Source organism: Mesorhizobium sp. M0870 (genome assembly GCF_040319775.1).
Lineage (GTDB): Bacteria > Pseudomonadota > Alphaproteobacteria > Rhizobiales > Rhizobiaceae > Mesorhizobium.
On the sequence record NZ_JAMYOI010000016.1, the window covers coordinates 90,064 to 103,355 of the forward strand.

Annotated in this window: 12 protein-coding genes; 8 read left to right on the forward strand and 4 right to left on the reverse strand. The window is 62.2% G+C overall.

What is annotated here, in order from left to right; all coding sequences use genetic code 11:
- The first annotated feature begins 21 nt into the window (after positions 1–21).
- Complete coding sequence (locus NKH97_RS20130) at positions 22–1,899, forward strand: ABC-F family ATP-binding cassette domain-containing protein (protein ID WP_023812615.1); 1,878 nt, start codon at positions 22–24, stop codon at positions 1,897–1,899.
- A 244-nt stretch (positions 1,900–2,143) separates the two neighbouring features.
- Here the strand turns inward: NKH97_RS20130 and NKH97_RS20135 are convergent, their stop codons facing one another.
- Positions 2,144–2,482: a winged helix-turn-helix transcriptional regulator gene (locus NKH97_RS20135; RefSeq protein WP_023812614.1), complete on the reverse strand. Its 339-nt coding sequence runs from the start codon at positions 2,480–2,482 to the stop codon at positions 2,144–2,146.
- A 135-nt stretch (positions 2,483–2,617) separates the two neighbouring features.
- On the opposite strand from NKH97_RS20135, the gene NKH97_RS20140 reads away from it, so the two are divergent.
- From NKH97_RS20140 to NKH97_RS20150, 3 genes are all read left to right on the forward strand, one after another.
- Positions 2,618–3,532 carry an NAD(P)-dependent oxidoreductase gene (locus tag NKH97_RS20140; RefSeq protein ID WP_128305354.1) on the forward strand — a complete coding sequence of 305 codons (915 nt, stop codon included), beginning with the start codon at positions 2,618–2,620 and terminating at the stop codon, positions 3,530–3,532.
- Positions 3,525–3,938: a GFA family protein gene (locus NKH97_RS20145; protein WP_031213540.1), complete on the forward strand. Its 414-nt coding sequence runs from the start codon at positions 3,525–3,527 to the stop codon at positions 3,936–3,938. Before NKH97_RS20140 ends, NKH97_RS20145 begins: the two co-directional genes overlap by 8 nt.
- Positions 3,939–4,073: 135 nt before the next feature.
- Positions 4,074–6,182, forward strand: a complete 2,109-nt coding sequence (locus NKH97_RS20150; RefSeq protein ID WP_023812610.1) for a molybdopterin-containing oxidoreductase family protein — start codon at positions 4,074–4,076, stop codon at positions 6,180–6,182.
- A 137-nt stretch (positions 6,183–6,319) separates the two neighbouring features.
- On the opposite strand, the gene NKH97_RS20155 is transcribed toward NKH97_RS20150, so the two are convergent.
- From NKH97_RS20155 to NKH97_RS20165, 3 genes are all read right to left on the reverse strand, one after another.
- On the reverse strand, positions 6,320–6,823 hold the full coding sequence (locus tag NKH97_RS20155; protein ID WP_352798592.1) for a hypothetical protein: 504 nt from the start codon (positions 6,821–6,823) through the stop codon (positions 6,320–6,322).
- A 313-nt stretch (positions 6,824–7,136) separates the two neighbouring features.
- Positions 7,137–8,279 carry a flavin-containing monooxygenase gene (locus NKH97_RS20160; protein ID WP_023812609.1) on the reverse strand — a complete coding sequence of 381 codons (1,143 nt, stop codon included), beginning with the start codon at positions 8,277–8,279 and terminating at the stop codon, positions 7,137–7,139.
- 76 nt (positions 8,280–8,355) lie between these two features.
- On the reverse strand, positions 8,356–8,865 hold the full coding sequence (locus NKH97_RS20165; protein ID WP_196815338.1) for an Lrp/AsnC family transcriptional regulator: 510 nt from the start codon (positions 8,863–8,865) through the stop codon (positions 8,356–8,358).
- Positions 8,866–8,940: 75 nt separating this feature from the next.
- On the opposite strand from NKH97_RS20165, the gene NKH97_RS20170 reads away from it, so the two are divergent.
- From NKH97_RS20170 to NKH97_RS20185, 4 genes are all read left to right on the forward strand, one after another.
- Positions 8,941–10,149, forward strand: coding sequence for a diaminopropionate ammonia-lyase (locus NKH97_RS20170; RefSeq protein ID WP_352798595.1), 1,209 nt, complete (start codon positions 8,941–8,943; stop codon positions 10,147–10,149).
- Positions 10,146–11,372: a Zn-dependent hydrolase gene (locus NKH97_RS20175; protein ID WP_023812606.1), complete on the forward strand. Its 1,227-nt coding sequence runs from the start codon at positions 10,146–10,148 to the stop codon at positions 11,370–11,372. The genes NKH97_RS20170 and NKH97_RS20175 overlap by 4 nt, the downstream gene beginning before the upstream one ends.
- An 11-nt stretch (positions 11,373–11,383) precedes the next feature.
- On the forward strand, positions 11,384–12,556 hold the full coding sequence (locus NKH97_RS20180; RefSeq protein WP_352798597.1) for a M20 aminoacylase family protein: 1,173 nt from the start codon (positions 11,384–11,386) through the stop codon (positions 12,554–12,556).
- 487 nt (positions 12,557–13,043) lie between these two features.
- Positions 13,044–13,217: a hypothetical protein gene (locus NKH97_RS20185; protein WP_023812604.1), complete on the forward strand. Its 174-nt coding sequence runs from the start codon at positions 13,044–13,046 to the stop codon at positions 13,215–13,217.
- The last annotated feature ends 75 nt before the right edge of the window (positions 13,218–13,292 follow it).

A 13,292-nucleotide genomic window follows, 5' to 3' on the forward strand; every position in this document is an offset into this window, starting at 1 on the left:
GTCCGGTGCAAAAGCGCGGCCATGCTGATCATCAACGACCTATCGCTCCGCATGGCCGGACGCTTGCTTCTCGACCATGCCTCGCTGACCTTGCCGGCCGGCACCAAGGCCGGCCTTGTCGGCCGCAACGGCACCGGCAAGACGACACTGTTCAAGGCCATCACCGGCGATTTCCCGTCCGAGACAGGATCGATCAGCCTGCCGAAGAGCACCCGCATCGGCCAGGTGGCGCAGGAAGCGCCGGGCACCGAGGATGCGCTGATCGAGATCGTGCTCAAGGCCGATCTCGAACGCACGGCGCTGCTCGAAGAAGAAAAGACGGCGACCGATCCGCACCGCATCGCCGACATCCATATGCGGCTGGCCGATATCGACGCGCACTCAGCCGAATCCCGCGCCGCCACCATTCTCGCCGGCCTCGGCTTCGACGACGCTGCCCAGAGGCGTCCGGCATCGTCCTTCTCCGGCGGCTGGCGCATGCGCGTGGCGCTCGCTGCGGTGCTGTTTGCCGAGCCCGACCTTCTGCTGCTCGACGAGCCGACCAACTATCTCGATCTCGAAGGCACGCTGTGGCTGGAAAACTATGTGTCGAAATACCCGCACACAGTGCTCTTGATCTCGCATGACCGCGACCTGCTCAACCGCGCCGTCAACTCGATCGTCCATCTCGACCAGAAAAAGCTGACCTTCTGGCGCGGCGGCTACGACCAGTTCGAGCGTCAATATACAGAGCAGAAGGAATTGCAGGAGAAGGGCCGGGTCAAGCAGGAGGCCGCCCGCAAGCACATGGAATCCTTCGTCGAGCGGTTCCGCGCCAAGGCCTCCAAGGCGAGACAGGCGCAGTCGCGCATCAAGGCGCTGGAAAAGATGAAGCCGATCGCGGCCCTCGTGAACGATTCGGTGCGGCCGTTCTCCTTCCCCGAGCCGGTGAAGACGGTGGCCTCGCCGATCGTGGCGCTGAACAACGTCAATGTCGGCTACACCGAGGGTCAGCCGATCCTCAAGAAGATGACGCTGCGCATCGACGCCGACGACCGCATCGCGCTGCTCGGCGCCAACGGCAACGGCAAGTCGACCTTCGCCAAATTGCTGTCGGGCCGGCTGAAGCAGGAGAGCGGCACCATGACGGTGGCGCCCGGGTTGAAGGTGGCGATCTTTGCCCAGCATCAGCTCGACGATCTCCGGCCGGACGAAAACGCCTACGAGCATGTCCGCCGGCTGATGCCGGAGGCCCCGGAATCGAAGGTACGCGGCCGCGTCGCCCAGTTCGGCCTCACGACCGAGAAGATGAACACCGCCGCCAAGGATCTGTCGGGCGGCGAGAAGGCGCGGCTGCTGATGGGGCTGTCGGCCTTCGAGGGCCCAAACCTGTTCATCCTCGACGAACCGACAAACCATCTCGACATCGACAGCCGCGAATCGCTGATCCATGCGCTGAACGAATTTCCCGGCGCCGTCATCCTGATCTCGCATGATCGCCATCTGCTGGAGGCAACCGCCGACCGGCTGTGGCTGGTCAAGGACGGCGCGGTCAACCCGTATGACGGCGACTTGGAAGACTACAAGTCGCTGGTCACCGGCGTCTCCGGCGACCGCCGCGGCAAGCGCGAGGCCGACAAGGCGTCAAAAGCCGACCGCCGCCGCGATGCAGCGGCACGCCGCGCCGCCTTCGAGCCGCTCGCCAAGGAGATCCGCGCCACCGAAGCGCTGATGGACCGCATTCGCAAGCGAATCGACGGCATCGAGGACGAACTGTCCAATCCGGCGGTGTACGAAAAGGATCCCTCGACGGCGACCCGGCTGGCCAAGGAGCGCTCGCAACTGGCCCAGACACTGGCCGGCCACGAGGAAAAATGGCTGACCATGTCGGCCGAGTATGAGGAAGGCACGGCGGAGTGAGCAGCCGGCTATGCAAGCGAATTCATCGTGCCAGCCGCACGATGAATTGCCTGTGAACGCCGGGACGGTGTAGAGTAGCGGCGGATCCGGCAGATGGCTGAAAGGCCTGTGGCACAGATGCACTTGCTGCGGCTATTTTGCTCGACCGGACGACGCTGCCCGGCATCTATTGCCGCCTTTGGCGTTTAGAAGCGGACCGCGGATCACAAACTCTTCCGCGACCATGCACGAGTTCCTGCTTTTTTCAGGCGGCTTTCCGCTCGTCTTTCCATGTCTCGTGCCGCTTTCCCCATGCCGACATAGCGGTGACCGCATCGTTCAGACTCATGCCCAGGGTCGTGACCGAGTATTCCACGCGTGGCGGTACCTCGTCATAGGCGCGCCGGCTGACGAGTCCGTCGGCCTCCATCTGTCGCAATTGTTGCGCGAGCATCTTCTCACTGATTCCAGGCAACCGCCGGTGCAGTTCGGCGAAGCGGTGCGGCCGCAGGTGCAATTCCCACAATAGCGAGGTTTTCCACTTTCCGCCGATTGCCTGCATCGCGGCGGCAAAGCCGCAACTGTCTGGCTCCTTGCTCCTCATGTGACAACTCCTGACATGATTCCAATAGCTTACCTCAAGGTGCGTACTTCTCAACACAGCAAGAATATATATCTTTGGATCAGCGCGCCAAACACAAACCAATCCCTCGTCGAGAGGGCTATCGGAGAAGTCACCATGAAATCCAATGTCTGCGTGCTCGGCGCGGGCCGCATGGGCTCGTCCATCGTTCGAACGTTGCTCGACCGAAATTATCCAACATCCGTGTGGAATCGCACTGCAGCCAAGTGCCAGCCCCTGGCTGCTCTTGGCGCGAGGTTGGCCTCTTCAGTAGAGGACGGAATCCGGTCGGCCGATGTCTTGATCATAAACGTTCTGCATTATGCCGCCAGCGATGCGCTGCTCAAGCAGCGCAATGTCGCTTCGGCGCTGGCCGGCAAAGCCGTCATACAACTCACCTCCGGCTCAGCGCGTTTGGCGCGGGAGGAGGCGCGCTGGATCGAAGCGCATGGCGCCGGCTATCTGGACGGCGCGATCCTGGCGACTCCGGATTTTATTGGCAAACCGGACACCGCATTGCTGTATTCAGGATCCCACGCCGTCTACGAAGCGAACAAGACCCTGCTTTTTGCCCTTGGTGGCGGCACGAGTTATGTCGGCGAGGTGCCTGGCCAAGCCTCCGCGCTTGACACCGCGCTGCTCACCCAGATGTGGGGCGGGCTGTTCGGCGCGCTCCAGGGCATGGCTGTCGCCGAGGCCGAAGGTCTCGATCTGGATACGTTCAGGAGCCATCTGTCCGCATTCAAGCCGGTTGTCGATGCCGCTTTGTTCGATGTGGTTGACCGGACAAAGGCGCGCCTCTTTGCCGGCGACGACGCAACGCTCGCGTCATTGGGCGCCCACTACAGCGCCTTCCGGCATCTTCTCGAAGCATGCCAGGAGCGAGGTCTTGACGCGGCCATGCCGCGCGCAATGGACGGGATTTTTCAGCAGGCGCTCTCGCGCGGGCGCGCGGATGATGATTTTGCATCTCTCTCACCCCTGTTTGGAAATGGCTCGCCCCGTCCGGGCAGGGAGCCCGCGAATGCGTGATGGCAAGACAGAGCGAAGGGCGACCTGCTCGTGTCGCGGCGCGGAACTGGTTCTCGCCGGAGAGCCTCGGCGCGTCTATGCCTGCAGTTGCCTGGAATGCCAGAGATGCACCGGGGCAGCGTTCTCATACCGAGCCATCTATGCCGACTCCGCCATAGTCGCCCAGAAAGGCGAGACGAAATCCTGGCGACGAACCGGTTCGTCGGGGCAATGGCTGGAGCAGACATTTTGTACCACATGCGGATCGATCGTCTTCATGCGTGCAGAAGGCCTGACGGAAGCGCTGTCGGTATCTGTCGGCTGTCTGGAGGACCTGGAATTTCCGGCTCCGGCAATTCTCCATTGGCCCAACAGGAAGCACAAATGGCTCTGCCTGGAAGGCGTGCCCCTGGCGGAAGTCTCCTGAAGCAGACTGCCCCAGCATTGAGTGGCCGATCGGCTTCTTCCAAAGAGGAGAAGGCAGGGGGCTTGCTCGCCGAGGCAAAACCGTGCGCCGCATCTGGCCCTACACGCGGCGTTCTGAACCCGTTAGTCTTGCAGAATGAACCAGCACGCGCACCTCCGCATCGGCCATTCGGCCTGTCCGCATGATTGCCCCTCGACCTGTGCGCTCGAGGTCGAGCTGCTCGACGGCAAGCGCATCGGCCGCGTCCATGGCGCCAAGTCCAACAGCTACACGGCCGGCGTCGTCTGCGCCAAGGTCGCGCGTTATGCCGACCGCGTCCACCACCCCGACCGTTTGCTGAAGCCGCTGATCCGCGCCGGCGCCAAGGGCGACGGCGCCTGGAAGGAAGCAAGCTGGGAGGCGGCGCTCGACCTCGTCGCCGAAAAATTCATCGCGGCCGAGGAGAAATACGGCTCGGAGACGGTCTGGCCCTATTATTATGCCGGCACGATGGGACTGGTGCAGCGTGACGGCATCGACCGGCTGCGCCACGCCAAGAAATATTCGGGCTTCTTTGGTTCGATCTGCACCAATCTCGCCTGGACCGGCTGGATGATGGGCGCCGGCGCCTTGCGCGGGCCGGACCCGCGCGAGATGGCGAAATCCGACTGCGTGGTGATCTGGGGCACCAATGCGGTGGTGACGCAGGTCAACGTCATGACCCACGCCATCAAGGCGCGCAAGGAGCGCGGCGCGAAGATCGTCGTCATCGACGTCTATGAGAATGCGACGATGAAGCAGGCCGATCTCGGCCTGGTGCTGAAGCCGGGCACCGATGGCGCGCTGGCCTGCGCGGTCATGCATGTCCTGTTCAGGGAAGGCATGGCCGATCGCGCCTATCTCTCGAAATACACCGACGACCCGAAGGGGCTGGAAGCGCATCTCGAGACGCGCACGCCGGAATGGGCGGCCGGGATCACCGGCTTGACGGTCGCCGAGATCGAGGCCTTCGCCCGCCTCGTCGGCACGACGAAAAAGACCTATTTCCGCCTCGGCTACGGCTTCGCGCGCCAGCGCAATGGCGCCGTCAACATGCATGCAGCGTCCTGCATCGCGGCTGTCACCGGCAGCTGGCAATATGAGGGCGGCGGCGCCTTCCATTCCAATTCCGGCATCTTCAAGCTCAACCAGGATGTGCTGGAAGGCACGAAGATGCGCGATCCTTCGATCCGCCATCTCGACCATTCGCGCATCGGCCCGGTGCTGATGGGAGCCAGCGACGCGCTCTATGGCGGCCCGCCGGTGACGGCGATGCTGATCCAGAACACCAACCCGGTGAATGTTGCACCGGAGCAGCGGCTGGTGACGCAGGGTTTTATGCGCGACGACCTGTTCACTTGCGTGCATGAGCAGTTCATGACCGACACGGCCAAGCTTGCCGATGTCGTGCTGCCGGCGACGATGTTCCTCGAGCACGACGACGTCTACAAGGGCGGCGGCAACCAGCACATCACGCTCGGCCCGAAGCTGATCGAGCCGCCGGACGGGCCGCGCACCAACCATTTCGTCATCGAGCAATTGGCTGATCGCCTCGGCGTCGCCGATCGCCCGGGCTTCGGCCTGACCGAGCAGCAGCATATCGACATCATCCTGGGCAAGCGCGGGCTGGGCAGCTTCGACAGCTTGAAGGAAGAAAAGTGGGTCGACCTGCAGCCGGATTTCGACACCGCGCATTTCATCAGGGGATTTGGCCATGCGGATGGAAAATTCCGCTTCCGTGCCGACTGGACGGGACAGGCAGCGCCCAATCGGCCGCCGAAAAGCATGGGCCTGTTCGGCCCGGTGGCGCGGCTGCCGGAATTTCCTGATCATGTCGATCTGATCGAGGTTGCCGACGAGGCGCACCCGTTCCGGCTGACGACGTCGCCGGCGCGCAACTTCCTCAATTCGACATTCTCGGAAACGCCGGTGTCGAAGGCCAGGGAGGGCCGCCCGGAACTGCTTCTGCATCCCGACGATGCCGCAGCCCTTGGGTTGGCCGACGGCGATCGCGTCGAAGTCGGCAACACGCGCGGCGAAGTCGTGCTGCATGCGAAGCTGTTCGACGGCATCAAGCGCGGCGTGGTGATCGCCGAAGGCATCTGGCCAAACAGCGCCCATGAGCGCGGCGAGGGCATCAACGTGCTGACCGGCGCCGATGCGCCGGCGCCCTATGGCGGTGCTGCCTTCCATGACAACAAGGTCTGGCTGCGCGCGGCGGGGTGAGGGCGGCATAGCCGGTCAGGGATTTCCTGGTCGTGCATCTGGCGATGCGGCAACAATAGCAAGTATTGGCCGCGCGCCGTGCATAGCTGCGACGTTAATATTGTTGAGATTTCAGCGGGGGCTATGTATCGCGGAAGTTAGGAGGGATTCGAAATAATTTCGCTTTGGGATGGATGCACGTGAAGTTCATTTTCAAGAAATATTAGAATATTTTTTATTTGGTTGTTGAATGAAATCGAAATTATTAGGTGGAAAACCGCAAAAAATATGAGGTAGAAAAACATATCGGCCCCATTTTCATTGGTTACTAAGAAATATACCCATCCAAAAAAGGCTAAAATTAAAATAGGGTATGATATCAATGTCCAACTATTAGTAAATGAGCCACGTATAAAATTACCATTTTTGCCTTCAATAAACTGTGCCTTAAATGTTGTTATGTTTCTGTATACTCCAGCTTCAATCCAGAATTTCTTGTTAACTTTGTCTAAAAGCACACTGCTTACCAGGTTGCCGTGTTTTTCATTCGAATCAGAAATTTTAAAGAATAGATCTTTTTCTAATGTCTCATATTTAAAATCCCCAACCATTCTAGGGAGGACTAAAATTCTTAGGAAATTGCTATATCTGGGAGATTTCATGAAGCGCCGCTTGCTCTCTTTTACCAAATAAGAGGTTTCGCATAAACTCCCAATTTAAAGCTACGGTTTTGTACCAGAGCTTTGCAACACCCTTTAGCGGGCTTTGCGTCATCTCACCACCATCACCCAATATTCTGGCTCTTCCGGCCGTGGCTGGCGTTTTTCCCATTCGACCGTAAATCCGGCTCCAGCTAGGGCCGCCCCCGCCCCAAACCAGGATCTCTAAAACACGATGGCGCTTGTCGCCGCCAAGCTGACGAAGGAGATTGCCAGCATGATGCTGACGACTGCGCTGGGATAGGCAGACCGCAGATCAAACCGGCAGGATTTCAGCCGCCTTGTTTCGGTCTCGTCGGAGGCTGATGTCGTCGGCGATCTGCTCTGCCTCGATCGAGATTTCGCGCAGCAATCCGGTGACCGGATTGTGAAACCCAATCAGATAAAGACCGAGGTCCGAAGCCCTCGCATTGACGCCGCTACCGCCTGGCTGGACGCCGGGCTCCAGCAATCTGGCATAGCCCGGCCGGAAACCGGTGGCGAAGATGATCGCATCGAACGCGCCATGCTTGCCATCGACAAAACGGGTGCCTTGTTCGGTGATCTCGGCAATATCGGGTGTGACCTTGATCGCGCCTTCGCGGATCTTGCCGACCGTACCGATATCGATCGTCGGGATGCGCGACGAGAGCGCGATCTGCTGCAGCATTCCTTGCCGCGGCCGCTTCAGCCCATATTTCCCCAGCCTGCCCAACGCCAGATCGAGAATGATAGGGAACAAGGCATCGTTTATGCGTTGCGGCATCAGGCGAGCCGCCATGCCGATCATCTGGATGGGCACGCCGAGTAGCTCGCGCGGCACGATATGGACGCCGCCGCGCACCGAAATCGTCGGTCGCGCACCGCCTTCCACCAGATCGAGCGCAATCTCGGCGCCGGTGTTGCCCATGCCGACGATCAGAACCGACTGGCCGGCAAAAGGCATGGCGTTGAGATAGTCGGCGCTATGCAGCCTTTTGCCCCTGAAGGCATCGGCGCCGGCAAATCCGGGCATCAGCGGCTCCGCGTTGTTGCCCGACGCGATCACCACGTTTGAAGCGTGCAGGGGGCCGGTTGTCGTGTCCACGAGCCAGCTTCTGCCTCGCCGGCTGATCGCCCGCACCGTTTCTCCAAATCTGGGCCGCAGATCGAAGCGTTGCGCGTAGGCATCGAGATATGAAGCGAACAGATCGCGCGGCACATAGCGCGGATACTCCCTGGGAAAGGGCACGAAGGGCAGCGACGAATAGCGTTTGGTCGTGTGCAAATGGACGCGCTCATAGTGGCGTCGCCACGCGGGTGCGGCCTGCTCCTCTTTTTCGAGCAGGACGAAATCCTGCCCTGCCTGCCGCAGGCACGCGGCAATGGCCAGGCCCGCCGGCCCGGCACCGATAATCGCAACTGGTGTGGTGTCGTCCAAGCGCGCCTCCCCCGACAAATTCGCTTCCGGAGAATGGCAAAAGCATGGCAGCCGGAGCCTGCCATGCCTGCAACGCTCAGCCGGGCAAGGGCACCGTCAACCCGACCTTGACCCTGTCCATCGCAACAAACGTGCGGAACTTGCGGACATTGTTGCTGTCGAAGAACAGTTTTCGCGTCAGCGCTTCATAAGCGCCCATGTCGGCCACGGTGATGACCAGGATGAAATCGGCCTCGCCGGTGACATAGTAGCATTGCTGGATTTCAGGGGTCGCCGAGAATTGCCGCTTAGCCGCGTCGATCAGTTCGGCGCGTTCGCTCTCGAGTTCCACCTCGACGAAGATGGTGATCGGCTGGCCGACCGCCGCCGGCTCGATCACCGCGACATTGCCGGCGATGACGCCGGTCTGTTCCATGCGCTTGATGCGGCGCTGCACCGCCGGCGCCGACAGGTTCACAGCTTCGCCGATCAGCCGCTGCGGCGTCGTGTTGTCGCGCTGCAGGATGGCAAGGATGGCGAGATCGAAACTGTCGAGCGAGGGCGGGATTGCAGGCAATGAGATATTCCTGACGAAACAAATTTGCATTCGGGAGGCCATATTACAGCGCTCCTTGCGCCGATCCTGCAATATATTCTCGCTGAATGCCAAGGAGGCCTGCCAGTGTTCCTGCTCAACCGCAATGCTTTGCATCGCCTGCCACTCGATCCAACCGATGCCGAAACTCTTGGCGTGGCCGGCGCCGACACGGTCGAGCGTTTTCTCAGCCATCGCGACAATCACCTGATGACGCGGCTGCATGCGCTGCCGGCGCTCGCCGCCGAATTCGGACTTGGCGCCGTCCACATCAAGGATGAGGGCTTTCGCCTCGGCCTCGGCAGCTTCAAGGCGCTTGGCGGCGCCTATGCCGTCTTCCGGCTGGTGCTGGAGGAGGCAGGCAGCCGGCTTGGTCGCCCTGTCGACGTGGCCGATCTCGATCGCTCTGATGTGCGGGCCGTCGCCGCGGCGATGACATTTGCCTGTGCGACCGACGGCAACCATGGCCGCTCCGTCGCGCAAGGCGCGCAACTCCTCGGTGCGCGGGCGGCGATCTTCGTCCACGCCGGCGTCAGCGAGGAGCGCATCGCCGCGATCGCCCGTTATGGCGCCGAGATGATCCGCGTTGACGGCAACTATGATGATTCGGTCAGGCAAGCTGCCCAGGTTTCGGCCGAGAAGGGCTGGACCGTTGTGTCCGACACCTCGTGGCCCGGTTATGAACGGATTCCTGGCCTGGTCATGCAGGGCTATACGGCGATCGTGCGCGAAGCCTTGCGCCAGCTCTCTCGGACGCCAACCCACGTCTTCGTGCAGGCCGGTGTCGGTGGCATTGCCGCCGCGCTGGCCGGCCATCTGGCCATCGTGCTCGGTGACGCCAGGCCGACCTTCATCGTGGTCGAGCCGGCGCGTGCCGGCTGTGTTTTTGCAGCCGCCCAGATTGGGCACCCGGTCAAAGTCGCGCACGGCCAGCCGACGGTGATGGCCATGCTTGAATGCTACGAGGCGTCGCCCGTCGCCTGGCGGGTGTTGGCGCGCGCCGCCGATGCCTTCATGACGGTGGATGAGGCCGACGCTGTCGCGGTGATGCGGCGGCTGGCACGGCCGGCCGCCGGCGATCCGGCGATCGTCGCCGGCGAAAGCGGCGGTGTTGGTCTTGCCGGGCTGATCCGGGCGATGGCCGACAACCCGACCGAGCTTGGACTGGACGGCAAATCGCGGGTGCTGGTGATCAACACCGAAGGTGCCACCGACCCGCATCGCTATGCCGAGCTGGTTGGCATGAGCCCGGCCGATGTGCTGGAAGGCAAGATGAAAGCCGAGGCAACGGCATGACCGCGATCGATGCACAGCGCCTGCTTGGCCGTATCCGCGAACTCGGTGCCGTCGGTCGCGACGGCGAGGGCAGGCTGATCCGGCTGGCCGCCTCCGACACCGACAAGCAGGGCCGCGATCTCTTCGTCGGCTGGCTGCGGCAGGTGGGGCTCGATGTCGCCATCGACCGGGTCGGCAATATTTTCGGCATCTGGCAAAGCCCGGACAACAGGGAGCAGGCGCCGCTGCTCATCGGCTCGCACATCGACACTGTCATCGATGCGGGCATCTATGACGGCTGTTATGGCGTGCTTGCCGGGCTGGAGGTGATCGAGACGCTCAAGGGATCAGGCTTTTCGCCGTCGCGTCCGGTCGCGGTCGCCGCTTTCACCAATGAAGAGGGCGTGCGCTACACTCCCGACATGATGGGCTCGCTGGTCCATGCCGGCGGCATCGATGCCGAAACGGTGCTGGCGGCTGTCGGCACCGACGGCAGCGTGCTGGGCCAGGAGCTCGCCCGCATCGGCTATGCCGGCGACCGGGAACCTGGGTTCCTCAAACCGCATGCTTATCTCGAACTGCATATCGAACAGGGGCCGGTGCTGGAGCGTGAAAGCGTGCCGATCGGCGCGGTGGAGAATCTGCAAGGCATCTCCTGGCAGCGTATCACCATAGACGGCGTCGCCAATCATGCCGGCACCACGCCGATGTCGATGCGCAACGATGCCGGCCATGCCGCCGCCCGGACCATCACCTTCCTGCTCGACCGGACCAAAGCCTCGAACGCGCCGACGGTGGCGACCGTGGGTACGATCCGCTTCGAACCGAATGCCATCAACGTCATTCCCTCGCGCGCCGTCTTCACCATCGATCTGCGCGATCCCGACGAACAGCGCCTGCAGGCGGAGGAGGCGGCGCTTGCCGCCTATCTCGAGCAGCTTGCCACCGATGGGAACGTGACGATCTCGGTCGAGCAACTGGCCCGCTTCGAACCGGTGATCTTCGACCTTCGCATCGTCGAGCTGATCGAGGCCGCCGCGAAGAACCGTGGCCTCGGCGTCCGGCGCATGACGTCCGGCGCCGGCCACGATGCACAGATGCTGGCGCGCATCGCACCGGCAGCGATGATCTTCGTGCCGAGCACCGGCGGCATCAGCCACAGTCCGCGCGAGCACACCGAAGATGCCGAGCTTGTTGCCGGTGCCAACATCCTGCTTGATGTGGCCGCGCAACTTGTGAAGTAACAGGGCGAAAAATGTCTGAACTCGATCGCGACGCGCTGAGGCGCGAGATGATTTTCTGGCGGCGCGATCTGCATGCGCATCCCGAATTCGGTTTCGAGGAGAAGCGTACCGCAGCCTTCGTCGCCGCCAAACTGCGTGAGTTCGGCCTCGACGACGTCAGCGAAGGCGTCGGCGGCACCGGCGTCGTCGGCACGTTGAAGCGCGGCAGCGGCAACCGGGCGATTGCGCTCAGGGCCGACATGGATGCGCTGCGCATATCAGAGCGGTCGGACGCATCCTACCGTTCCTGCAACCCTGGCATCATGCATGCCTGCGGCCATGACGGCCACACAACCATGCTGCTCGGCGCGGCAAAGCTGCTGGCAGGTGAGGGCGGTTTCGACGGCACCGTGCGCTTCGTCTTCCAGCCAGCCGAGGAATGGGGCAGGGGCGCGCTCGCCATGCTCGACGATGGGCTGATGCAGCGCTTTCCCTTCGACGAGATCTTCGGCCTGCACAACATGCCCGGCCTGCCGATCGGGCATTTCGAGACCCGTGCCGGCCCCATAATGTCGGCCGAGGATATCTTCGAGATCGTGCTTAAAGGGCTCGGCGGTCATGCCGCGCGACCGCATGCGGGCAACGAGACGCTGGTCGCCGCCTGCGCGCTGGTCACCAATCTGCAGACCATCGTCTCGCGCCGGCTGAGCCCGGCCGACATATCGGTGGTTTCGGTGACCGAGCTGATCACCGACGGCACCCGCAACGCTCTGCCCGGCCTTGCCCGCATCCTCGGCGATGCGCGCAGCTTCCGGCCCGAGGTCAGCGCCGAGATCGAGCGGCAAATGCGCATCATCGCCGAGGGCATCGCCGTCGCCTACAATGTCACCGCCGAGGTCAAGTACAGCAGGGAGTTCGTGCCGCTGCGCAACGATTCCGAACTGGTCGATGCGGCATTTGCCGCCGCAAGGCACGTCTTCGAACCCGGCAACATCGCCGTCGCCCGCGAGCCGATGACCGCCTCCGAGGATTTCGCCCGCTTCCTCGACCATGTGCCGGGTTGCTTCGTCTTCCTCGGCAATGGCGAGGCTTCCGCGCCGTTGCACAATTCCAGCTACGACTTCAACGATGAGGGGCTGTTGTTCGGCACGGACTTCCATGTCGCCGTGGTCAGGCAAAGGCTGAGTGGCGAGGCGGGAAGATGATCGAGTTTTGATCCCCAGGCCGCGCTCGCCGCTAGCCCAAACACCACCGCTATTGCCAACCAGCTCCGGAGTTTATTGAGATTGCGGGGATGATGGTCAAGACAAGCTTGTGACGGACCGGCGACCGATAGGGCCGTGCGCATCGGTACGTTTTTAACAAAGATAATCCCCCAATGATGCAGGGGAAAGACTCAGCTAGCCTCACCTGTGCGGCGGACCTCATTATCCGCTTGGCCGGCGCTTCATTCCTCCTCCCAAGCGGCGCCGGCCTTCTTCCCCAAAAGCCTGTCCGGGACGCCACAGCGGCATGCGGCAGTGCACGAGCCCCGCAAACGCCAAGTTCCGCCTCCGGTGCTCCGAGAATGCATCGGGAAAGCGCTGGCGAAACCCATAGCCGTCCTCCATCTTCGACTGCGCGCGTGGACGATTGGCAAGGGAACCAAAGGCGGTTTCCCCGGTTGGTTCTGCTCCAAAGGAGTGTTGCACCATGTTCCGTCTGCTCGTCGTCGGCGCCTTCGCCTATGTCACCTATCGTATCGCCAGGAAGATGGTCGAAAACGTGCCCGATACGGTCGACCCGCTGCTGTTGCCGCCATCGCAATATGATCGCGAGACCTTGCGGCGGCAGTCGGCCGACATGGGTGTCGATCCGCAACGCTAAGACACGGACGTCACGCTTCGGCCTGTCGAGCACGAGCCAGCCTCGCATCGACGTTGCGAACAAAGCAGAAACGAT